The sequence below is a fragment of the Lentzea indica genome (assembly GCF_012184385.1).
GTDB lineage: Bacteria > Actinomycetota > Actinomycetes > Mycobacteriales > Pseudonocardiaceae > Lentzea > Lentzea indica.
The window spans coordinates 1-21,021 of the sequence record NZ_VSRL01000153.1; the positions used below are offsets into that span (position 1 = coordinate 1).

Below are 21,021 nucleotides of genomic sequence, written 5' to 3' on the forward strand. Positions count from 1 at the left end.
ACTGACTGCCGCGATCTGGCACAACCGCGCCACCGGCCAGCCCGTCACCCGATCCCTGATCGCATACGACCACTGATCAGTTAGGACTTACTCGTCTAGCCGAATGAGCAGGTCGTGTTGTTCAGAGTGAAGGCGGTGGGCGTGACGTTCGGCCCGGCCGTGGCGGCGTTGAAGCGCAACGAGATCTGCCCGCCCGCGCTGATCGAACCGTTGCCGTCCTGGCTCATCGCCATGACGTCGGGCCCGTACTGGTAGGCGGTCATGCCCCACGTCTCCCTGATCTGCTGACCGCTCGGGAACCTCCAGCGCAGGCCCCACCTCGTGACCGGGGTCTGGTCGTGGTTGGTGACGATCATCTCGGCGTGGAAGCCGCCTGCCCACTCCTTGGCGACGCGATACGTGACGGCGCAGCCCTTCTTCACGGCCGGCGGAGTGGTCGTGGCGGTGGTGGTCGCCGGCGGTGGGGGAGGAGTGGACGTCGTCGGGGTGGTGTCCTGTCCCTTGCACGGTGATCCCCACAGCCCGAGACCGGCCTTCTCCGCCGTCTTCTCCGGCTCGCTGAGAACGGGGTCGTCCTTTTCCGCTCGCACGGCGCCCTGGCTCACCGCGCGGGTGGCGTAGTCGCTGTTGTCGGCCAGCCGCAGGGTGATGGCCGACTCCGAAGCCCGGCTGTAGCGCACGGGCTTGCCGAGCAACGTGTCCTTGGCGAACTTCAGCGCTCCCGCCGACCAGCATTCCGCCGGCGCCGCGAGGCCGAGCACCCGCGCCTTCACCCCGTTGGACAGCACCACGGTCCTGCCGTCGACGACCTCCTCGACCGAATCGGGCGGCGGTGGGAGGACGGTGACGTGCTGAGGCAGGGACGAGTCCGGTGACGCTGCCGGGGTCTCCGCGGAGCTCGTGCCGCACGCGGCCGCGAGGAGCACGGCGAACGGCGTGTACAGGACGGGCCGGTGGCGGTCGAACAGTCTCAAGGATCCCCCGCGCGTGTCTGATCGTCTCGGGGACGACTGGAGGCGGAGCGTACGTCCTTTCAGTGGAGTGCTGGAAGCGCTTTCACGGTGGTGGAGGCGAGTTGTGACCTTGAAACGTGCGATTCGACTCCGTTCGAGTCGAACGGAGTCGAATCGCACGCCGGCTGTCAGTTGAAGTGGGCCCGGCAGTGCTGCGGCCGGATCCGCTGCGGAGCAACGCTTTCGAGCGTCGGCACGACCGGTGCGATCGTGCCGTCGCGGTTGAAGCGCATCCGGTCGATCGTGGTCTCGCGGTGCGTCCCGTCCCCGCCGGGGATGGCGAAGCGGTGGTACACCAGGTACCAGTCGTCGGTGCCCGGCACCTGCAACATCGAGCTGTGGCCCGTGCCGAGCACCCCGAGCTTCGGATCCTTCTGCAGGATCAGGCCTCGGTTGGTGAACGGGCCGAGCGGGCTCGGCGCCGTCGCGTACGCGACGCGGTAGTTCTCGCTGCGGGTGTCGTCGATCGACCAGCTCAGGTAGTAGGTTCCCTTGCGCTCCACCATGAACAGGCCCTCGCGGAAGTCGTCGAGCCCGGTGATCCGCGTGATCTTGGCCGGGTCGTACGAGACCATGTCGGCGTTCAACGGCACGAGGTAGGCCTCACCGTTGCCCCAGTACAGGTACGGCTGACCGGACTTGTCGATGAACACCGCCGGGTCGATCGCCTGACCACCACCGGGGTTCTTCGCGATCAACGGCTTGCCGGAGTCGACGAACGGCCCCGTCGGCGAGTCGGACACCGCGACGCCGATCTTCGCGTCAGCGCAGAAGTAGAAGTAGTACTTGCCGTTGCGCTCGATGATCGTCGGAGCCCATGCCCGGCTGTCGGCCCAGCTCACGTCCGGCCCGAGGTCGAGGATGACGCCCTCGTCCTTCCAGTCGACGAGGTTCTTCGACGACCACGTGGAGAACTTGGTGCCGCTCCAGCCGTCGAAACCGTCGGTGGTCGCGTAGATGTAGTAGGTGTCCCCGAACGCGACGATGTTCGGGTCGGCGTTCAGCCCCGGCAGCACCGGGCTGCGCATCTCGTGCGCCTCGACCGTCCACTCACGACGGTCGCCGGACGCGTTGGTGACCGTGAACTTCCTGGGCTTCCTCAGGTCGACGGTGCCGCTCGGCGTGATCTTCGAGCCGGGGGCGAGACCGAACTTCGGCGAGAGTCTGCGCAGGTCGGTGCCGGGCTTGACCGGCAGCACCACGGTGTTCGCCGCGGAGTCGATCACGGCGGGAACCTTGAGCGAGGCCAGCTCGACGGAACTGATCACTGTGCTGTTCGACGGCAGTCCGGCGACCTCGGCACCCGACAGGGCACGGTTGTAGAGCCGGACGTCCTTCATCTTGCCGACGAGGTTCTTGTCGGCGGCGTAGACCGAGCGGCCGAGGTAGTTCGCCGCCGTCACGCCACCACCGATGTCGGACGGCTTGATCGTCGCGTTGGTGTTGCGCGCCACCTCGGCACCGTCGAGGTAGAGCACCTCCACGCCGTTGCCGACGGTCAGAGTCACGTTCTTCCAGACACCGCGCGGCAAAGCGCGGCCGGAGTTCACGCCCTGCTCGGTCGTCCAGTTCCCGGTGGCGATGGCGCCCCGGTAGGTGTCACCGGTGCTGAACAGGTAGCCGTTGCCGACCCCGTCCGGCGCCGTGTTGCCGAACCCGTAGAGGAAGTACGGCGTCTGCTGCCCGGGATCGATCAGGACGTCCGCGGACACCGTGACCGCCGGCGCGCCCGTCAGCATGTTGTTCGGCAGCTGGACGTGCCCACCGTTGAGGGACAACGCCCCGCCGGACCACGAGACGTTGCCCGCGAGCGCGCCGTCGTAGCCGTGACCTGTCGCGTCCGTGGCGACCTGCCCGGAAGTGGCGTTGAGCGGCCAGTGCGCGACGAGGCCCTTGGCATCGGCCTTGACCGGTGCCGGGGGAGCGGTCAGCCGGTTCAGCTCCGCCTGCGTCACCGGCAGAACCGTGCCGTGGCGCGGGGACGCGGGCAAACGAGCACCGGTCGACATGGTCCACTTGCCGGACGCGAGATCGGTGGTCTCGAACGGCACGTAGCCGCGGCCGCCGAACTCGTCGATGAACAGGTACCACTTGTTCTCGATGTTGGACTTGAAACCCGTCGGCCCTTCACCCGCGGAGAGCCCCGGGCTGGTCGAGGTGGCCTTGCCGATGCACTCCGCCACGAAGTCGTACGAGGGGTCGAGCAGGTCGGTCGACTTCTCCGCGGTGATGAACTTGCTGCACGGCGTGGTCGACGTGTTGTTCCGCTCGTCCTTGGTGTACCGGTAGTAGGTGCCCTTGTCCTCGATGATCGTCGAGTCGATCACGGAGTAACCGGGGTCGATCCACACCTTCGCCGGGCTGAACGTCACGAAGTCACGCGTGGTCGCGTACATCATGCGGTTGTAGCTGTCGCCGGTGTGGCCGGGATCGTTCTCCGCGTAGAGCTTCGACGCCCAGTAGACGACGTACGTGCCGCGTTTGGCGTCCCAGAAGGCTTCCGGGGCCCACGTGTTGCCCGCGGTCGGCGGCGACACCTGCACACTGCGCTGGCGCGACCAGTTCTGGAGGTCTGTCGACTCCCAGACCATGATCGACCGGCTGCCGCTGCGCTGGGCCGCGTCCCAGCCGCGCCCGCCGTTGATCTTCAGATCCGTTGCCAGCAGGTAGAACTTGTCACCCTCTGGGGAGCGGAGGATGAACGGGTCGCGCACGCCCAGCTCACCGAGGCTGGACTTGAGGATCGGCTGGCCGTTGTTGAGCTCGGCCCAGTCCAGCGGGTTGTTGCCCTTGCTGGCGGCGGCGTAGATCTGCTCGCCGTTGGGGCTTCCCTCACCGGTGAAGTAGAAGAAGCTGTAGCCGGCCAGCGGTTCCTTGGCCGGCAGGGGAGCGACCGTGGCCGTGAGCCTGCGGGTGGTGGTCTGGTGGCCGCGGCTCACGCGAGCGGTCAGCACGACCTTCGTCGGCTTCGCCCCGGTGGCAGGGCGGGTGACCTCACCGGTCGGGGTGATGACCGACCGGTTCGACGACGTCCACGTGACGGTGGTGTCGTTGAGTCCGCTGGCAGGCAGGCTCAGATGCCCGCGGACGTCGTCGATGTTCGGCACTGCCAATGCGCTCGCGGCACTCTGCACGAGCGATTCGGCAGCCGTTGCAGGGGGAACCGGCACCAGCGCGGCCGTCACAGCGACGACCACGCCGAGCCGGCGTAACGAGAACAACATCGTTGTTGTCTGCCTTCCGATTGAAAAAGGGGGTCAGGCCCTTCTCTTGGTCCAGACGTCGTAGGCGACCGCCGCGAGCAGGACCAGTCCCTTGACGAGCATCACTTGCTCACTGGGCGCGCCGATCAACGACATGCCGTTGTTGATCACGCCCATGATCAGGCCGCCGGTGATCGCGCCGACCACCTTGCCGACGCCGCCCTGCACGGCCGCGCCGCCGATGAACGCCGCCGCGATCGCGTCCAGCTCGAACGCCATGCCCGCGGTCGGACCGGCCTGGTTGAGCCGTCCCGCGAAGATGACGCCCGCGAGCGCGGCCAGCACGCCCATGTTCACGAACACCCAGAACGTGACGGCCTTGACCTTCACGCCGGACAGCGTGGCGGCCTGCAGGTTGCCGCCGATCGAGTAGATGTGCCGTCCGAACACGGAGTTGTTGGCCATGAACGAATAGCCCATCGCCAGGATCGCGAGCAGCACCAGAACCCACGGCAGGTTGCGGAACCTGGCCAGCTGCACCACGACCGCCATCACGACGACGCCGACACCGAGGATCTTGAGCACGAACAGCGGCATGGGGTCGACGGTCTGGCCGTAGCCGAGCCTGGCCGCCCGCTTGCGCCACTGCGACAAGGCGAACGCGGCCACGAACACGAGACCGGCCAGCAGGCTGACGAGGTCGGCGCCACCCAGCGGGCCGAGGCCGATGTTGCCGAGGTAGCCGCCGGTGAAGCCGTTGGACAGCGAGCGGATCTCGTCCGGGAACGGCCCGATGCCCTGGTTGCCCAGGGTGGTGAGCGTCAACGCGCGGAACACCAGCATGCCCGCGAGCGTCACGATGAAGGCCGGAATGCCGAAGTAGGCGATCCAGTAACCCTGTGCGGCACCGATGATCGCGCCGGCCACGAGCGTCAGCAGCACCGCGATCGGCCAGGGGAGTCCCCATTGGACGGTCAGCACCGCGCAGATCGCGCCCGTCAGCGCCACCGTCGAGCCGACCGAGAGGTCGATGTGCCCGCCGATGATCACCAGGATCATGCCGATCGCCAGGATCAGCACGTACGAGTTCTGGACGATGATGTTCGAGATGTTCTGCGGCTGCAGCAGGGCGCCGTCGGTCAGGAACGCGAAGAGCACCACGATGAGTGCGAACGCGACGTAGATGCCGGACTGCCGCAGGTTGATCGAGATCCGGCTGGAAGGAGTCGATGGCGGGGCGGCGGCCGGGGAGGGCGCGGTCTTCGTGGTCATGAGTTCTGTCCTCGCGTCATGTACTGCATCAAGCGTTCTTGCGTCGCCTCGGCGCGGTCGGCTTCTCCGGTGATCCGGCCCTCGGACAGCGCGTAGATCCGGTCGCAGAGCCCCAGCAGCTCAGGCAGCTCGGAAGAGATCACGAGCACGGCTTTGCCCTGGGCGGCGAGGTCGTTGATGATCGAGTAGATCTCGTACTTCGCGCCGACGTCGATGCCGCGCGTGGGCTCGTCGAGGATCAGCACGTCCGGGTCGGTGAACATCCACTTCGCCAGCACGACCTTCTGCTGGTTGCCGCCGGACAGCGTGCCCACCTGCGTGGACACCGCCGGCGTCCGGATGCCCATCGAGCGGCGGAACCGTTCCGCGACGGTGAACTCCTCGTTCTCGTTCACCCAGCCGCGGCTGGAGAGCTTGCCCAGCGCGGCGGCGGAGACGTTGCGCTGCACACCCTCGATCAGGTTGAGCCCGTACCGCTTGCGGTCCTCGCTGACGTACGCGAGCCCGTTGCGGATCGCCGCCTGCACGGTCCGGGTGTCGATCTCGGCGCCGTCCTTCACGACACGGCCGGAGATGCCGACGCCGTAGGAACGACCGAACACGCTCATTGCGAGCTCGGTCCTGCCCGCGCCCATCAGCCCGGCGAGACCGACGATCTCCCCGCGCCGCAATGACAACGTTGCCCTGTCGACGACCACGCGGTCGGGCTGGGCCGGGCTGTGCACCGTCCAGTCCTCGATGCGCAGCACCTCGTCACCGATGTCGGGCGTCCGCGGCGGGAACCTGTGCTCCAGGTCGCGGCCGACCATGCCGGAGATGATCCGTTCCTCGCTGAGCCCTGCCGCCGGCAGTGTCTCGATGGTCTTCCCGTCGCGCAGCACCGTGACGGTGTCCGCGATCCTGGTGACCTCGTTGAGCTTGTGCGAGATGATCACCGAGGTGATGCCGTCTTCTCGCAGCCCGTCGAGCAGGTCCAGCAGGTGCTGCGAGTCGTCGTCGTTCAACGCTGCCGTCGGCTCGTCCAGGATCAGCAGACTGACCTCTTTGGACAGTGCCTTGGCGATCTCGACCAGCTGCTGCTTGCCTACACCGAGGTCGTTGACCGGCGTCGTGGGGTTCTCCCTGAGACCAACTCGGTCGAGCAGAGCCTGTGCCTCGTGGTTGGTGCGGTTCCAGTCGATGAACCCGCGCCGCGCTCTTTCGTTGCCCAGGAACAGGTTCTCCGCGACCGAGAGCTGACCGCACAGCGCCAGCTCCTGGTGGATGATCACGATGCCGCGCCGCTCGCTGTCGCGCACGCCGTGGAACGCGCACGGCTCGCCGTTGAAGACGATCTCGCCGTCGTACGTGCCGTGCGGGTGAACACCGGACAGCACCTTCATCAGCGTGGACTTGCCCGCGCCGTTCTCTCCGCAGATCGCGTGGATCTCACCGCGCCGCACGCTCAACGAGACGTCGTGCAGCGCGGTGACACCCGCGAACCTCTTGGTGATGCCGCGCATCACCAGGATTTCTTCAGACACAGTGGTTACCTGAGCTGGTCGGCGGTGTAGTAGCCGGAGTCGATCAGCTCTTTCTGGTAGTTCGCCTTGTCGACGGTGACCGGCTGCAGGAGGTACGACGGCACGACCTTGACGCCGTTGTCGTAGTCCTTGGTGTTGTTGACCTCGGGCTTGCCGCCCTTGAGCACCGCGTCGGACATCTTCACGGTGATGTCGGCGAGCTGGCGGGTGTCCTTGTGGATGGTCGAGTACTGCTCACCGGCAATGATCGACTTCACCGACGCGACCTCGGCGTCCTGCCCGGTCACGATCGGGTACGCCTGGCCGGCGGCACCGTAGCCACTGCTCTTCAACGCCGACAGGATGCCGATCGAGATGCCGTCGTAGGGGGAGAGGACACCGTCGACCTTGGCACCGCCGTAGGTCGAGGTGAGCAGGTCCTCCATCCGCTTCTGCGCGGTGGCGGGGTCCCAGCGCAGGATCGCGACCGTCTTGAAGTCCTTCTGGCCGGACTTCACCACGAGCTTGCCCTGGTCGATCAGCGGCTGCAGGACGGACATGGCGCCGTTGAAGAAGAACGTGGCGTTGTTGTCGTCCGGCGAGCCGGCGAACAGCTCGACGTTGAACGGGCCCTCACCGCGCGTCTTCAGCCCGGCCAGCAGCGAGTTCGCCTGCTCCACGCCGACCTTGAAGTTGTCGAACGTCGCGTAGTAGTCGACGTTCGGGCTCTTGCGGATCAACCGGTCGTAGGCGATCACCGGAATCTTGGCGTCCGCGGCCTGCTGCAGCTGCGACGTGATCGCGGTGCCGTCGATCGAGGCGACGATCAGGAGCTTGGCGCCCTTGGTGATCTGGTTCTCGATCTGGTTCGCCTGCGTGGGGATGTCGTTCTCCGCGTACTGCAGGTCGACCTTGTAACCCTTGCCCTCAAGGGCCTTCTTGATGTTGTCGCCGTCGTGGATCCAGCGTTCCGACGACCGGGTCGGCATGGTCACGCCCACGAGTGCGCCCTCGCTCGACCCGCTTTGCTGATCAACCGTCTTCTGTGGTGAACCGCAGGCTGAGACGCTGAGAACCAGCGCAGCGGCGGCGATTAGGGGGTACCTCATAGGCGGCGAGTGTTATCGCTAACATCGCCCCCGTCAAGCTCCCGTAACCAGCTCGTGAACATTGCTGTTAGCGCTCACAGGTTCGCGGAAAGTGCTGCATGCCGGGAGCGCCCGCGCGCCGTTGTGGGCGCGCGGGCTCGGCGGCTGAATGTCAGATTCGCAGACCTCGGCGCAACGCCTCAACCTCGTCGGCGAACATCCGGCGCGAAACGGCCGCGCTCTCCACGAGCGACGAGCCGTGGAACGTGGCGGGGTAGTGGCGCAGCTCGGTCGGCACGCCGGCGTGCGCGAGGCGGCGGGCGTACTCGAGGCCCTCGTCCCGCAGCGGGTCGTACTGGCACGTCGTCACGAAGGCGGGCGGCAGGCCGGAAAGGTCCGTGGCACGGATGGGCGCGGCGTAGGGGGAGACGTCGTCGCCACCAGGCTCGGTGCCGAGGTAGCTGGTCCAGCTGTAGATCGCGTTGGGACGGTTCCACAGCGGCGTGTCGACGTAGTCGCGCATCGACTGCGTGTCCAGGCTGTCGTCCAGCTCGGGGATGCCGAGGTACTGGAAGCACAGTTCGGGGCCGCCGCGATCACGGGCCAGCAGGACGGTTCCCGCGGTGAGCCCACCGCCGGCGCTCTCCCCGCCGATGCCGATCCGTGCCGGGTCGATCCTCAGCTCGCCCGCCTTGGCGGCGACCCACTCCAGCGCCGCGTAGCAGTCCTCGACCGGTGCCGGGAACGGGTGCTCGGGCGCCAGCCGGTAGTCCACCGACACGATGACGATGCCCAGCTCGTCGGCCAGCCGCAGCACGTGCGGGTGGTACATGTCCAGGTCGCCGAGGACGAACCCTCCGCCGTGGATGTACACCAGGCCGGGCACGGGACCCTGCCGGTTCGCCGGGGTGTAGACGCGCACCGGCACGTCAGGGGCGTCGGACGGACCGGGCACCACCGTGTCCCGGACGTCGACGGGACTGGTCGGCTCGTAGGCCGGCAGGAGACCTGCCAGCTGTGACTGCTCGGCACGGGCGGCCAGCAGGGCCTCGTAGTCGACCAGGGTGACCTTGGGCAGCATGTCGAGCCAGGGGACAAGCTCGGCGTCGATGGCGTAGCTCATGAAGCGATCCTCGGCTCGGGGCGGTCGTACGGGCATCCGACACGTGGCGGGCAATTCGGGCATCGGACCCACCACCTGGCGGGGTTATCGTGACGGCATGAAGGGCCTGCTGCTGAGGTTGTCCGGGCTGGACGCCGATGCCGAGAGCGCGGTACGGGTGATCGGGTTCTTCGATCGCCTGATCACCGAGCGCGCGGGCCTGGACGCGTTGGTGCGCAGCACGGCCGAGCTCGCCGGGTGCCAGGTCGGCCTGCACGCCCCGGGCCAGGGGCTCTCGCTGCGGGCCGACGCCGGTGGCGGTGTCACGGCGGGCCCGCGGCCGGCGAGGGCGGCGGTTCGTTCCCTTGAGGGTGGCGTCGAGGTCTGGGTCGCTCGTGAGGGCGCGCCCGCCCCGTTGGACGACATGCTGCTGGAACGGTTCGCGATCGCCGCCGCCGTGCTGCTCGAGCACTCCAGCGTGCCGCTGCCGGAACTGGGCGATCCCGCGCTGGTGGAGCTGGTGCTCTCCGAAGCCGTCGGTACTGCGGAGAGGTCGCGGGCGTTGCACCTGCTGGGCATCGGCACCACGACACCGTTGCGGGTGCTGGCGACGACAGGAGACATGGCCGGACGGTCGGCGATGCTGGGCGATGTGCGGGCCGTGCTGAGCACGAAAGTGCCCGATCTCGCCGGAGGGTTCGGTGAGCGCGTCGGGATCGGCGTGCTGCTGCCCGCCATCGACGCGGCCAAGTCGTGGCAGGCCGCGCGCACGGCGTTGCGGTACACGTCGGACAGCGAGCCGGTCGTGTGGTGGGAACGGCTTGGCGGCCTCGCCCTGCTCGCCGAGCAGCTCGATCACGCGGACATCGCCGCCCTGCCGGACGTGCGCGCACTCGACGGGCTCGCCACCGAGCCGGACATGATCACCGCGCTCGACGCGCTGTGCGTGACCGGCTCGGTCCGCCAGGCCGCGGCCGCGTTGCACCGCCACCACAGCACGATGACGGCACGGCTCGCCCGTGCCGAGTCGGCGCTCGGGTTCGAGCTCGACTCGGCGTCCGGGCGGTTCAGGCTCCACCTGGCGCTGATGCTGCGACGGTTGCGCGACAGCTCCGGGTGATCTCCTGCCGGTGCAGACGGGCCTGCTTGGGCATGTTCCAGCCCAGCACGCCGACCAGCTCGCCGTCGCGGTGGTACCGGGCGACGAAACGACGTTCCGCCGTGCTGCCCTCCACAATGGACACGTCCGGGCCGATGAAGCCGTGGACGTGGATCTTCGCGTCGAACTGGTCGGTCCAGAAGTACGGCACCGGCGTGTAGGGCTCGTCAGCGCCGAGGATGTTGCCGGCGACCGCGATGGCCTGCTCGGTGGCGTTGGTCCGGTTCTCGAGCCGCACTGACGTTCCCAGCGTCTCGTGATGCCAGCGGGCGACGTCGCCGGCGGCGTAGATGCCCTCCGCGGCACGGCACCGCGAGTCGCACACGATCCCGTTGTCCAGCCGGAGTCCGCTGTCCCGCAACCACTCCGTCGCCGGCGCGGAGCCGAACGCCACCACGACGAGGTCCGCGGGCAGCACCTCTCCGGTCTCCAGCCGCACGCCACTTTCTTCGACCCCGGTCACGGCCGCGCCGAGCCGCAGCTCAACGCCGTGCGAGGTGTGCAGGTCGCCGAGCAGCCCGGCGACCACCGGGCCGAGCTGGAGCGCCATCGGGGCCTGCTGCGGGCCGGCCAGCGTGACCTGCACACCCATCTGACGTGCCGTCGCCGCGATCTCGGCGCCCAGCACACCGTCCCCGACCACGACCGCCCGCGAGCACTTCAGGAGGTCGCCCCGCAGCGCCAGCGCGTCGTCGAGCGTCCGGAGGGTGGGTTGTCCTGGCAACGTTCGCGGTCGCAGCCCTGTCGCCAGCACGATGTTCTCGGCTTTGAGCACGCGACCGGAGGCTGTGTGAACGGCTCGTTCGGCGACATCGAGGTGCACGGCCGGGTCTCCGAGCACGAGCGAGGCGTCCAGCGCGGCCAGCGCCTCGGCGGACCGCAGCTGCGCCTTCGCTGGTTCCCAGCTGCCGGACAGGACCTGTTTCGACAAGGGCGGCCGGTCGTACGGCAGGTGCGGTTCGGCGCCGAGAATGGTCAAGGGGTCGGTGTAACCCTTGCGGCGCAATGCCTCGGCGGTGGCCAGACCGGCTGCCGAGGCGCCGACGATCAGCGTCACGAGCTCACCGCGATGGCGGCAGCGGGGCAGACGCTGGCGGCCTCGTGCACGAGCGAGTGCAGCTCGGCCGGCGGTGCCTCGTCGAGCAGCACCACGATGCCGTCCTCGTCGCGCTGGTCGAACACGTCGGGGGCGAGCAGCACGCAGGTTCCCGCTCCGCAGCACTTGTCCTGGCCCACGGTGATCTTCACGTTCGAGTCCTTCTCACGAGTCGTTGGTGACCGGCGCGAGCCAGAGGCCGACGAGGGCGTCGACGAGGCCGGTCGCGGCGTCGTGCCAGCTGGCACGCGGGGTCGGGGTGTTGTCGGCGAGGGCGCGCTCGCGTTCGGCGATCATGTGCACGAGCAGCTGCCTCGCCATGTCGTAGCGCTCGGCGCGCACGTCGTCGGGCAGGTCGGACAGGCAGGCGTTGAGCCCGCTCAGGATCCGCACGAGCGACGGCGACGACTGCGTCTCCTCGACGAGGATCGGGCGCAGCGTGGGATCGGTCATGACCTGCGCGCCGAACCGGGCGAACCAGGTGGGACTGCCCACCTCCGCCAGGTGCTCCGTCACCGGCCGCACCAGGCAGGTGATCCAGGCCCGGACGTCGGCGGGGTCGCCGATGTCCGCGACCATCCGCTGCCGGATCTCCTCGATCTGCGCCAGGTGCTTGCGGGCGATCGCCCGCACGAGGTCGGCCTTGGTGCCGAAGTGGTAGCCGACGGCCGTGTTGTTGCCCTGCCCGGCGGCCTCGCTGACCTGCCGGTTCGAGACGGCCAGCACCCCGTGCTCCGCGAACAGGCGCTCCGCTGCGGTCAGGATCAGCTCGCGGGTGGCGTGCGCCCGCTCCGCCCTGGACGGGTTGTCGTCGACCTTGTTCATCATCACCATCGCACCGGTAGATCCACGAGCCCGCCGACGACGAGCCCCTCGACTCGACGTAGATCTTCCACCGGAACCGCCAGGTCCAGCGACGGGAGCTTGCGAAGCAGCACCTCGAGCACCACCTGCAGCTCGGTGCGGGCCAGCGGCTGGCCGAGGCACGCGTGCGCGCCGGCCCCGAACGCCAGGTGCTGGTTGGGGCTCCGGCCCAGGTCCATCTCGGACGCCCGTGCGAACGCGTCCTCGTCGCGGTTCGCCGCCGCCATGCTGCACATCGCGGTGGTGCCGCGCGGCAGAACCGTGCCGCTGATCTCGACCTCCTCGGTGAGGTAGCGGGCCATGCCGACACCGGCGTTGGCGTCCAGCCGCAGCGACTCCTCGACGGCGGTGCGCACCAGCGACGGGTCGGCGAGCAACGACTCCCAGCGGCTCCGGTCGGACAGCAGCATCGCGACCATCTTCGTGATCATGTTCGCGGTGGTCTCGTGCCCGGCGATCAGCAGGCCGATGCCGGTGGCGATCAGGGTCCTGTCGGGCATCGGCTCCGGGTCGGTGATCAACGCGCTGAGCAGGTCGTCGCCCGGCTGCTCGCGCTTGGCCGCGATGTGCGCGGCCATGTACCGGCCGAACTCCTGCTCCGCCGCCTTCATCTCGGCCTCGGTGAAGCGGGTCATGCTCAGCATCGTGTCCGACCAGTGCGAGAACCGGTCCCGGTCGCGGTCGGGCACTCCGAGCATGTCGCAGATGACCCACACCGGCAGCGGGAAACCGAGGCCCGCCTTGAGGTCCGCGGGCGCGCCCTTGGCGACCATCTCGTCGATCAGCAGCTCCGCCATCGCCGCGATGCCGGGGCGCAGCGCGTTCATGCGCTTGGCGGTGAACCACTTGCCGATGCTGCGGCGCCACGTCAGGTGCGCCTCGCCGTGCTGGGGGATCACCGTCGCCATGTCGCTGTTGAAGATGCCGCCTTCCTCGCTGTCCGCGACGCGTGCGGCGTTGTCCTGCGGCGTCGGCCTGGTGAACCGAGGATCGGACAGGATCGCCTTGACGTCCTCGTGGCGCGTGAGCAACGTGGCCTCGTCACCGCTGGCCAGTTTCACGTGTGCCACAGGGCATTTCGACCGCAGCTCAGCCCACTGGGCGGGTGGTTCGAGGGCGGCGTCGACGGGGAACGGGAAACGCGGCAGATCGTCTACTTCGGACATCGGGGACTTCCTTCGTGGTGGGAGGCGTCTCTTCCAACATGCCCACCCGCATGTATTAAGTCAAGTGATTGACTTAGACTGGCGCCGTGCTCCTCGAAGAAACGCGTCCGGTGACGCGCCCGAACGTCGTCGTGGCGGTCCTGGCGATGGGCGGCATCGTCGTATCGCTGATGCAGACGCTGGTCATCCCGTTGCTGCCGAGATTTCCCCAGCTCCTGGGCTCGTCACCCGGCGACACCGCCTGGCTGGTCACGGCGACGCTGCTGGCGAGCGCGGTGGCGACACCGGTCGTCGGCCGGCTCGGCGACATGTACGGCAAGCGCCGCATGCTCGTGGTCAGCCTGATCATGCTGGTCGCGGGCTCGGTGATCGCCGCGCTCAGCCACTCGCTGGCGCCGTTGATCGTCGGGCGCGTGGTGCAGGGACTGGCGGTCGGCGTCATCCCGCTCGGCATCAGCATCATGCGCGACGAGCTGCCTGCCGAGCGGCTGGCCTCGGCGACCGCGCTGATGAGCGCCTCACTGGGTGTCGGGGGAGCCCTCGGCCTGCCCGCCGCGGCGATCCTGGTCGAGCAGAGCGACTGGCACGTGCTGTTCTGGACATCGGCGGCGGCCGGTGTCCTGGTGCTCGCCGCGGTGCTGATCTTCGTGCCGGAGTCCGCGGTCCGCGGCGGTGGCCGCTTCGACTTCGTCGGCGCCGCCGGGCTCTCGGTCGCGCTGGTGTGCCTGCTCCTCGGTGTGTCCAAGGGGTCGACGCTGAGCGGCGGTGCCACCGCGGGCCTGTTCGGCGTGGCGGCGGTGGTGCTGGCGTTGTGGGGCTGGTGGGAACTGCGGTCGTCCCAGCCGTTGGTGGACCTGGGCACCACCGCCCGCCGTCAGGTGCTGCTGACCAACATCGCCTCGGCGGTGTTCGCGTTCGCGATGTTCGCGCAGTCGTTGGTGCTGCCCCAGATCCTGCAGCTGCCGGCGTCGACGGAGCACGGGCTCGGGCAGTCGTTGCTCGTCACGGGTCTCGTGCTCGTGCCGTCCGGTCTGGTCATGATGGCGACCGCGCCGGTGTCCGCGCGGATCTCGAACGCGCGGGGACCTCGGGTCACGTTGATGCTGGGCGCTCTCGTGGTCGCTTTTGGTTACGGCGCGGGCGTTTTCCTGATGTCCGCGGTGTGGCAGCTCGTGGTCGTGTCCGCCGTGATCGGTGCCGGCATCGGCCTGGCCTATGGCGCGATGCCCGCCCTGATCATGTCGGCCGTGCCTGCATCGGAAACGGCCGCCGCCAACAGCCTCAACACGTTGATGCGCGCGATCGGCACATCGATCTCCAGCGCGGTGGCGGGCGTCGTGCTCACGCAGGTGACGATCCCGTTGAGCTTCCAGCTGATCATGGGTCTGGGCGCGCGACCGCGCTGCTGGCGGTCGCGGTCGCGGCGTTGATCCCCAGGCGTTGATCCCTAGCCGAAGAACTCCGTGAGCTCACGGGCGACGGTGTCGGGCTGCTCCTCGGCGAGCCAGTGCCCGGCGCCGTCGACCCGCACGACCTTGAAGTCGGTCGCGACGTTCGGCAGCGCCGCCTTGAACTGCTCGAAGGACGGCACGGAGGCCAGCCCCAGCACCGGCGGCGTCAGCTTGGCGTACGTCTTGCCGTCCGCGATGTCCTGGTGGAACGCCTTGTACCAGCCGTTGCCGGCACGGATGGCGTCCGGCGAGTTGTAGGCCCGCGCGTAGATCGCCCTGGACCGCTCGTCGATCGCGTCCGGGTTGAACGCCGTGTTCGCGAACAGCCAGTCGATCAAGTACCGGAACCGGCCGGTGAGCAACTGTTCCGGCAGCGTCTGGACCTGGTTGAACGCGAACCACCACAGACTGAACTCGCCGGGCGGCGGCAGCAGCGGGAGCTGGTAGTAGCCCTCGTCCGGGTGCAGCACGTCCATCAGCGCGACCTTGCGCGTGGCGTTCGGGAAGTTGGCCGCGAAGCTGAACGCGACCTGGCTGCCGATGTCGTGCCCCGCGACGCCGACCTTGTCGTACCCGAGCTTCTTGACGAGCTCGTGGATGTCGGTCGCCATGGTCTTCTTGTCGTAGCCGCCCTGCGGCTTCTCCGACCCGCCCATGCCGCGCAGGTCGACCGCGATCACCCGGAACTTCGTCGCCAGCGCGGGCATGATCTTGTGGTACTCCCACCACGTCTGCGGCCAGCCCGGCAGCAGCACGAGAGGCTCGCCGCGCCCGCCTGTCACGTAGTGCAGGCGCACACCGTTGACCTCGGTGTAGTTGTGCCGGAAACCGGGCAGATCCGCCTCGCTTTCGGCGGCGGCGACGCCTGTCGTTGCGGCCAGTGCGGCGCCCGCGCCCAGCGCGAACACACTGCGTCTGTTCAAAGATGACATCTCAGACCCCCATCTGGCGCCCGGCACCCGCCGAGCGCGGGTCGAGCCTAGGCGCAGAGGTCCGCGTCATCGAGTGAGTTGGTACGCCACAGTTGGCCAGATCGAGCCTTTGATCTCCCGGTCCTCGTCGCGCGACGGGTCGCGGACGAACCCCGCGCGTTCGGCGACCTTGCGGGAACCGACGTTGTCACGGTGAGTCCACAGCCTCAGCTCGGTGACCTCGTGATTCGCGAAGATCCAGGCCACGAACTCGGTGAGCGCCTTGGTGGCCAGCCCTCTTCCACGCGCAGGCGCCGCGACCAGATAGGACACGTGGCCGATGCCGTCCTCGACGTCGACCGCCACGTTGCCGCAGCGCTCACCGGCGTCCTCGATGCAGAACGACTTCGCGGAAGGGTGGTTTCGCCGTGCTTCGATCGCTTGCGCGACCTGCTCCGCTGTGAGCGTGGGAGGGTCGGCGGTGTAGCGCTGCACCTCGGCGTCCTTGGTGGCTTCCGCGTACCAGGCGGCGTCTTCCACGGTCCACTCGCGCAGCTTCACCCGAGCTCCGCCGAGTCCGTGAGCCGCAGCTTGCGCCGTGCCCGCTGGTAGAACGTCGTCATGCCGAGCCGCACCACGCGCGCGGCACCGGGACGGCCGCGCAGCGACACCCGGTCGCCCGGTTCGACGTAGCCCGCGACCATGCCGTCCACCTCGACGGCCAGGCGTCCGCTCGACGGCAGCAGGTCGAGTTCCACGTCTCGTTGACCGACAGGACCACCCCGCGGCTGTAGGCGGAGTGCGGCGCGGCCGGGGTGACCAGCAGCGCTTCGACGGACGGGCTGGTGATCGGGCCGCCGGCGGAGAAGCTGTACGCCGTCGAGCCGGTCGGGGTGGCGACGATGACTGCGTCCGCCGCGTAGCTGACGAACGGCTGACCGGCCACCCTGACCGCGACCCGCGCGCCGCCCTCGCCGGGGATGCGGACGACCGCGATGTCGTTGAAGGCGGTGACCTTGCGGTCGTTGAAGGTCGCGTCGACGGCGAGGCGGGGTTCGACGGTGAAGTTGTGGGCGTCGATGGCGGACAGGGCCGCCGGCAGGTCCGGGACGTCGACTTCGGCCAGGAAGCCGAGCTTGCCCAGGTTGACGCCGAGCACCGGAGCTTTCCCGCCGTCGGCCAGGCGCATGGCCCGCAGCATCGTGCCGTCGCCGCCCAGGCTCACGACCAGATCAGCGCGGCGGCCCAGCTCCTCCGCGGAGACCGGGGTGGCCTCGCAGCGCAGTCGCTGGATCTCGTCTTTGATGCCGAGGATCTCGACGCCGCGGTGGGTCGCCCAGCCGAGCACGGCCTCGACGGCGGCGGCCGAGTCTCGTTGCGGGTGCAGCACCAGGCCTGCGGCGTGCACGTCAGGTCGTCCTCTGTCGAGTCACGACGCCAGTCTGCCGAATTCCCACGGGTCGTGCGCTGAAGAGCGTGACGTCCTGAGCGTGATCACGCGCGAGGATCGGAGAACGCCGCGGCGTAGCTGGGCGCGGTCAACCTGGCCGCCGCCTCCCATCGTGGTCGGCTGTCGGCGGCCGGAACCTCGGTCGGAAGCGGCGCCCTGTTCTCCGACTGCTTGGCCCTGGGGGCTCAGCCGGCAAATTCGTTGACGCCGAGGGCGAAGTCCCAGTGACCGACCCCGTTGCCGGCGAGGGCCACCGTGACCACGCCCACTCCTTCCAGCCAGTGCGCCATTTTCAGGCCGCCGACGTCCAGCGGGCGCAGCCCGAGGCTCTCGATGAATGCCGCCACGCCCGCCTTGGCCTGCGCATTGTCGCCAGCGAGGAAGACGTTGGGCCGGCCCGTCTCCAGGACATTGCGGAAGATGGTGTTGAACGCCTTCACCACGCTGGCGCCGGCCGGGGCCACCTTGGCGACTTCCTGGGCGATCGAGGTCTCTTCGCTGTGGGCCAGTCCGTCGAACGTGGCGTTGAAGGGGTTGCTGATGTCGACGATGACCTTGCCCGTGAGGGCGTCTCCGTACTCGGCGACGACCGGGACGACACCGTCGTACAACACGGCCGTGATGACGATGTCCCCGGCAGGGACGGCGCCCCACTTGCCCGTCGTCGCGCCGCCGCCCAGAGCCTCGGCCAGGTCATCGGCCTTGGCCTGATCTCGTCCCATGACCTCGACGGTGTTGCCGCTCGCCACCGCGAGCGTGCCGATGGTGCGTGCCATGTTGCCCGTACCGATGAGGGTGATGCTGCTCATGAGGTGTGCTCTCTTCCAGTTCTCGAGGTGTCGCTCTGTGCAGATTCAGATGGCGGTGGTGCCGCCGTCGGTGACCAGTTCCAGGCCGTTGACGTAGCTGGAGTCGTTGGAGGCGAGGAACAGGGCGACGGTGGCGATTTCTTCGGGGCGGCCCATCTGTCCGCGGGGGATGAGGGACTCGAATGCGGCCTTGGTTGCCTCGTCGAACAGTTCTTCCTGTTTGGCGGTGGCGACCTGGCCGGGAGTCAGGACGTTGACCCGGATCTTGCGGTCGCGCAGTTCGTTGAGCCAGACGCGGGCCCAGGCCTGCTGGACGGCTTTGCTTCCCGCGTAGAGGCTCCAGCCGGGGAAGGCGCCGAGTGAGGCGTTGGATCCGGTCATGAGGATCGAGCCGTTGTCGTTGATCAGCGGCAGTGCCTTCTGCACGGTGAACAGGGTCCCGCGCGCGTTGAGCCAGAAGGCGCGGTGGAACTGTTCCTCGGTGATCTCGCCGAGAACGGCGGGTTCGCCCATCCCGGCGCTGGCCCACAGCACGTCGATCGAGCCCTTTTCCCGCTTCACGGTGTCGTACAAGCGGTCCAGGTCGTCCAGTTCGGCCGCGTCACCCTGCACGGCGGTGATGTTGCGGCCGATCAGCTTGACGGCGTCGTCCAGTGCTTCCTGCCGCCGGGCCTGGATGAAGACGTGCGCTCCTTCCTCGACGAACAGCTTGGCGCCGGCCAGTGCCATGCCGGTGGATCCGCCGGTGATCACCGCTACCTTGCCATCGAGCTTTCCCACGATCACTCCGTTGAATTGATGGGTATGCGAAACTCGTTGCGATTCGGCACCGTCCATGCCGTCAGCTGGCGGAGAAGTAATGGCCGTTGTCCAAATCGGCGAGCAAGCTGGGCTGAGCGGGTTCCCAGCCGAGAGTCCGGCGGGTGATGAGGTTGGACGCCGGGTAGCTCTGGGTGACTATGTTCGCGAGGAATCCGAAATATCCCGGCAGCATCAGTACGTCCGCGGGAACGCTCACGGCGGGCAGGCCCAGACGGCTACCAATGGCCTCGGCGATCTCGCGGAACGGGATGCCGCCGTCCCCGATCGCGTGCCAGTATTTGCCGGCCGGACCCTTCTCCAGCGCCAGGCGGAACAAAGAGGCGGCATCGCGGATGTGCACGGCGTTCCACAGGTTCGCGCCGTCTCCGGGGTAGCCGACGAAGCCCTTCTCCTTCGCGAGCGCGATCAGCTGCACGAGGAAGCCGGCACGGTCGGTCGTGCTGTGCGCGATGTTGGCGATCCGCACGATCGAAGACCGCACTCCCCGCTCGGCGAGGCCGACCACGGCGGTTTCCACGACGTTGCGAACCCGCAGGGTGCCCTTGTGCTCATCGCCGCAGGGAAGGGCGGGGTCCTCCTCGGTGGCCGGCCGGCCCAGGTTTCCTGGCGAGCCAATGCTTCCGGCTGCGACCAGTGGCTTTCCGGTTTCCGCGAGTGCCTCGCCGTACGCGAGCATGATCGGGAGTTCCGCGGCGGCCACGGCGTCGAGCCCGCCGGAGGGAAGCAGGTCCTGCCTGTGCGCGACGTGGATGACGCCGTCGGAGTCCGCGGCCGCATCCTTGAGTCCGTCGAGATCCTCGAGGTCGCCGCGACGCACCTTCGCGCCGAGCGCGGACACGGCCGCCGCCGCCGTGTCCGACCGGGCCAGGCCGGTGACCTCGTGCCCGGCGGCGATGAGCTCGGGGATGATGTACGAACCGGCATGGCCGGTCCCGCCAGTGACGAAAACGCGCACGCTACTGCTCCTTGTGAATGGTGTGGCGTGAGAAGTGGTGGTGCGTGTGCGCTCAGCTGAGAATGCTGACGCTGAGGGCGAAGTTGGTGTGCTTGACGGAGTGGGCGACGAGGCCCAGCTGCAGCAGGACGGCGTTCTCCAATGTCCGCGCCATTGGCAGCTGCCCAATGTCCATCGGGCGCAGTCCCAGGCTCTCGATGAACGCCGACACGCGTGTCTTTGCCTGCGCGTCATCGCCGGCGATGAACACGTCCAATGGGCGACCCTCGGCTGGGCCGCCGGCCAGAACATGGGAGAACAGGGTGTTGAACGCCTTGACGACATGTGCGACGGCGGGGGCGGCCTTGGCGATCTCCTGCGCGCCGGAACTGCCGTCGGGGGTGACGAAGCCCGTGAAATCGGCGTTGACGGGGTTGGTGATGTCGATGATCACCTTGCCGCGCAGTGCATCCCCGTACTCGCTGACCACCGTCGCCGCGCCGGCGTAGGCGACGGCGAGGATGACGATGTCCCCGGCCGGGGCGCGCCGGCCGTCCCGGCAGTGGCGCCGCCGAGCGCGGCGGCCAGTTCCTTGGCCTTGGCCTGGTCGCGGCCGATGATCTCGACGGCGTTGCCGCCGGCGAGCGCCCGGTCGGCCAGGGCACTGGCCATGTTCCCCAGGCCTATAACGCTGATGCTGCTCATGGAGTGTCTGCTTTCTGGAGCTGGGTAGGACGCCATGCCCACCCCGTCGTTGTTAACGGGTTGTGTCATTCGACGCCGTCGAACGACACGATGGACGGCTCGATTCCTCATTTGCCCATTCTGGGCCTGCTATCAAGTCTCGAATTCTTGTGCCGAATTCGCTCGGGTCCCATTAACGGTGCCATTGGCTTGAGCGCGTGTCCAAGACTTCTTTCAGTCGTGGTGATAACCTGCAGGCATCACCGGATCGGGAGGCGCCATGGATCTGGACCTGCGCAAACTGCGCTACTTCGTCGCCGTGGCCGACCGGTTGCACTTCGGCCGCGCCGCCGGTGAGCTGCACATCGCGCAGCCGGCGCTCAGTCGCCAGATCCGCGCGCTGGAGCAGGATCTCGGCGCCTCGCTGTTCACCAGGGATCGCCACGGCGTCGAGCTGACCGACGCGGGCCGGCAACTGCTGGCCGACGCCGGTCC

General features: G+C 68.3%; 21 protein-coding genes. 3 read left to right on the top strand and 18 right to left on the bottom strand.

Annotation, left to right across the window (positions count from 1 at the left end; all coding sequences use genetic code 11):
* Positions 1-95: 95 nt before the first annotated feature.
* The 6 genes from FXN61_RS32110 to FXN61_RS32135 form a co-directional block, all read right to left on the bottom strand.
* Positions 96-974 carry a cellulose binding domain-containing protein gene (locus tag FXN61_RS32110; RefSeq protein WP_167977733.1) on the bottom strand — a complete coding sequence of 293 codons (879 nt, stop codon included), beginning with the start codon at positions 972-974 and terminating at the stop codon, positions 96-98.
* A 167-nt stretch (positions 975-1,141) separates the two neighbouring features.
* Positions 1,142-4,237, bottom strand: a complete 3,096-nt coding sequence (locus FXN61_RS32115; RefSeq protein WP_167977734.1) for a family 43 glycosylhydrolase — start codon at positions 4,235-4,237, stop codon at positions 1,142-1,144.
* A gap of 33 nt (positions 4,238-4,270) precedes the next feature.
* Positions 4,271-5,488 (bottom strand): multiple monosaccharide ABC transporter permease, encoded by a 1,218-nt coding sequence (gene mmsB, locus FXN61_RS32120; protein ID WP_167977735.1) that lies wholly within the window; start codon positions 5,486-5,488, stop codon positions 4,271-4,273.
* The gene (gene mmsA / locus FXN61_RS32125; RefSeq protein ID WP_167977748.1) at positions 5,485-6,990 is read right to left on the bottom strand and encodes a multiple monosaccharide ABC transporter ATP-binding protein; all 1,506 of its coding nucleotides are present in this window, start codon (positions 6,988-6,990) and stop codon (positions 5,485-5,487) included. The genes mmsB and mmsA overlap by 4 nt, the downstream gene beginning before the upstream one ends.
* Positions 6,991-7,016: 26 nt before the next feature.
* The gene (chvE, locus tag FXN61_RS32130; protein ID WP_167977736.1) at positions 7,017-8,099 is read right to left on the bottom strand and encodes a multiple monosaccharide ABC transporter substrate-binding protein; all 1,083 of its coding nucleotides are present in this window, start codon (positions 8,097-8,099) and stop codon (positions 7,017-7,019) included.
* Between the two features lie 151 nt (positions 8,100-8,250).
* On the bottom strand, positions 8,251-9,201 hold the full coding sequence (locus tag FXN61_RS32135; RefSeq protein ID WP_167977737.1) for an alpha/beta hydrolase: 951 nt from the start codon (positions 9,199-9,201) through the stop codon (positions 8,251-8,253).
* A gap of 97 nt (positions 9,202-9,298) precedes the next feature.
* Here FXN61_RS32135 and FXN61_RS32140 point away from each other — a divergent pair, with 97 nt between their 5' ends.
* Positions 9,299-10,300 (top strand): helix-turn-helix domain-containing protein, encoded by a 1,002-nt coding sequence (locus FXN61_RS32140; protein WP_167977738.1) that lies wholly within the window; start codon positions 9,299-9,301, stop codon positions 10,298-10,300.
* Here the strand turns inward: FXN61_RS32140 and FXN61_RS32145 are convergent.
* From FXN61_RS32145 to FXN61_RS32160, 4 genes are read right to left on the bottom strand one after another with little or no spacing between them, the layout of a single operon-like run.
* Positions 10,248-11,387, bottom strand: a complete 1,140-nt coding sequence (locus FXN61_RS32145; protein WP_312878157.1) for an NAD(P)/FAD-dependent oxidoreductase — start codon at positions 11,385-11,387, stop codon at positions 10,248-10,250. The genes FXN61_RS32140 and FXN61_RS32145 overlap by 53 nt on opposite strands.
* A 5-nt stretch (positions 11,388-11,392) precedes the next feature.
* A complete protein-coding gene (locus tag FXN61_RS32150) occupies positions 11,393-11,587 on the bottom strand; it encodes a ferredoxin (protein WP_167977740.1) in 195 nt (64 codons plus the stop codon).
* Positions 11,588-11,600: 13 nt separating this feature from the next.
* Positions 11,601-12,263, bottom strand: coding sequence for a TetR/AcrR family transcriptional regulator (locus tag FXN61_RS32155; RefSeq protein WP_246292267.1), 663 nt, complete (start codon positions 12,261-12,263; stop codon positions 11,601-11,603).
* Positions 12,263-13,465 carry a cytochrome P450 gene (locus FXN61_RS32160; RefSeq protein WP_167977741.1) on the bottom strand — a complete coding sequence of 401 codons (1,203 nt, stop codon included), beginning with the start codon at positions 13,463-13,465 and terminating at the stop codon, positions 12,263-12,265. Before FXN61_RS32160 ends, FXN61_RS32155 begins: the two co-directional genes overlap by 1 nt.
* Before the next feature lie 86 nt (positions 13,466-13,551).
* On the opposite strand from FXN61_RS32160, the gene FXN61_RS32165 reads away from it, so the two are divergent.
* Positions 13,552-14,895: an MFS transporter gene (locus FXN61_RS32165; protein WP_312878152.1), complete on the top strand. Its 1,344-nt coding sequence runs from the start codon at positions 13,552-13,554 to the stop codon at positions 14,893-14,895.
* A gap of 17 nt (positions 14,896-14,912) precedes the next feature.
* Here FXN61_RS32165 and FXN61_RS32170 read toward each other — a convergent pair whose 3' ends face one another.
* From FXN61_RS32170 to FXN61_RS53060, 8 genes are all read right to left on the bottom strand, one after another.
* Positions 14,913-15,848, bottom strand: coding sequence for an alpha/beta fold hydrolase (locus tag FXN61_RS32170; protein WP_167977742.1), 936 nt, complete (start codon positions 15,846-15,848; stop codon positions 14,913-14,915).
* A 66-nt stretch (positions 15,849-15,914) separates the two neighbouring features.
* Entirely contained in the window at positions 15,915-16,388 is a 474-nt protein-coding gene (locus tag FXN61_RS32175) for a GNAT family N-acetyltransferase (RefSeq protein WP_167977743.1), read from the bottom strand.
* A gap of 58 nt (positions 16,389-16,446) precedes the next feature.
* A complete protein-coding gene (locus tag FXN61_RS32180; protein ID WP_312878153.1) occupies positions 16,447-17,235 on the bottom strand; it encodes an NAD(+)/NADH kinase in 789 nt (262 codons plus the stop codon).
* Positions 17,236-17,462: 227 nt separating this feature from the next.
* Entirely contained in the window at positions 17,463-18,086 is a 624-nt protein-coding gene (locus FXN61_RS32185; RefSeq protein ID WP_167977744.1) for an NADPH-dependent F420 reductase, read from the bottom strand.
* Between the two features lie 45 nt (positions 18,087-18,131).
* Positions 18,132-18,866, bottom strand: coding sequence for an SDR family NAD(P)-dependent oxidoreductase (locus FXN61_RS32190; RefSeq protein ID WP_167977745.1), 735 nt, complete (start codon positions 18,864-18,866; stop codon positions 18,132-18,134).
* A gap of 61 nt (positions 18,867-18,927) precedes the next feature.
* On the bottom strand, positions 18,928-19,863 hold the full coding sequence (locus FXN61_RS32195) for an SDR family oxidoreductase (RefSeq protein ID WP_167977746.1): 936 nt from the start codon (positions 19,861-19,863) through the stop codon (positions 18,928-18,930).
* 52 nt (positions 19,864-19,915) lie between these two features.
* The gene (locus FXN61_RS55795; protein WP_312878155.1) at positions 19,916-20,332 is read right to left on the bottom strand and encodes an NADPH-dependent F420 reductase; all 417 of its coding nucleotides are present in this window, start codon (positions 20,330-20,332) and stop codon (positions 19,916-19,918) included.
* The gene (locus FXN61_RS53060; RefSeq protein ID WP_246292269.1) at positions 20,293-20,547 is read right to left on the bottom strand and encodes an NAD(P)-binding domain-containing protein; all 255 of its coding nucleotides are present in this window, start codon (positions 20,545-20,547) and stop codon (positions 20,293-20,295) included. The genes FXN61_RS55795 and FXN61_RS53060 overlap by 40 nt, the downstream gene beginning before the upstream one ends.
* 259 nt (positions 20,548-20,806) lie before the next feature.
* On the opposite strand from FXN61_RS53060, the gene FXN61_RS32205 reads away from it, so the two are divergent.
* Positions 20,807-21,021: LysR family transcriptional regulator (locus FXN61_RS32205; RefSeq protein ID WP_167977747.1), on the top strand; the 215-nt coding region annotated here is incomplete at its 3' end.

Bases quoted from the DNA above. Each gene is read 5' to 3' on its own strand.
- FXN61_RS32115 (WP_167977734.1), bottom strand. From the start codon at position 4,237: ATGTTGTTCTCGTTACGCCGGCTCGGCGTGGTCGTCGCTGTGACGGCC.
- mmsB (WP_167977735.1), bottom strand. From the start codon at position 5,488: ATGACCACGAAGACCGCGCCCTCCCCGGCCGCCGCCCCGCCATCGACT.
- mmsA (WP_167977748.1), bottom strand. From the start codon at position 6,990: ATGCGCGGCATCACCAAGAGGTTCGCGGGTGTCACCGCGCTGCACGAC.
- chvE (WP_167977736.1), bottom strand. From the start codon at position 8,099: ATGAGGTACCCCCTAATCGCCGCCGCTGCGCTGGTTCTCAGCGTCTCA.
- FXN61_RS32135 (WP_167977737.1), bottom strand. From the start codon at position 9,201: ATGAGCTACGCCATCGACGCCGAGCTTGTCCCCTGGCTCGACATGCTG.
- FXN61_RS32140 (WP_167977738.1), top strand. From the start codon at position 9,299: ATGAAGGGCCTGCTGCTGAGGTTGTCCGGGCTGGACGCCGATGCCGAG.
- FXN61_RS32155 (WP_246292267.1), bottom strand. From the start codon at position 12,263: ATGATGAACAAGGTCGACGACAACCCGTCCAGGGCGGAGCGGGCGCAC.
- FXN61_RS32160 (WP_167977741.1), bottom strand. From the start codon at position 13,465: ATGTCCGAAGTAGACGATCTGCCGCGTTTCCCGTTCCCCGTCGACGCC.
- FXN61_RS32170 (WP_167977742.1), bottom strand. From the start codon at position 15,848: ATGTCATCTTTGAACAGACGCAGTGTGTTCGCGCTGGGCGCGGGCGCC.
- FXN61_RS32185 (WP_167977744.1), bottom strand. From the start codon at position 18,086: ATGAGCAGCATCACCCTCATCGGTACGGGCAACATGGCACGCACCATC.
- FXN61_RS53060 (WP_246292269.1), bottom strand. From the start codon at position 20,547: ATGAGCAGCATCAGCGTTATAGGCCTGGGGAACATGGCCAGTGCCCTG.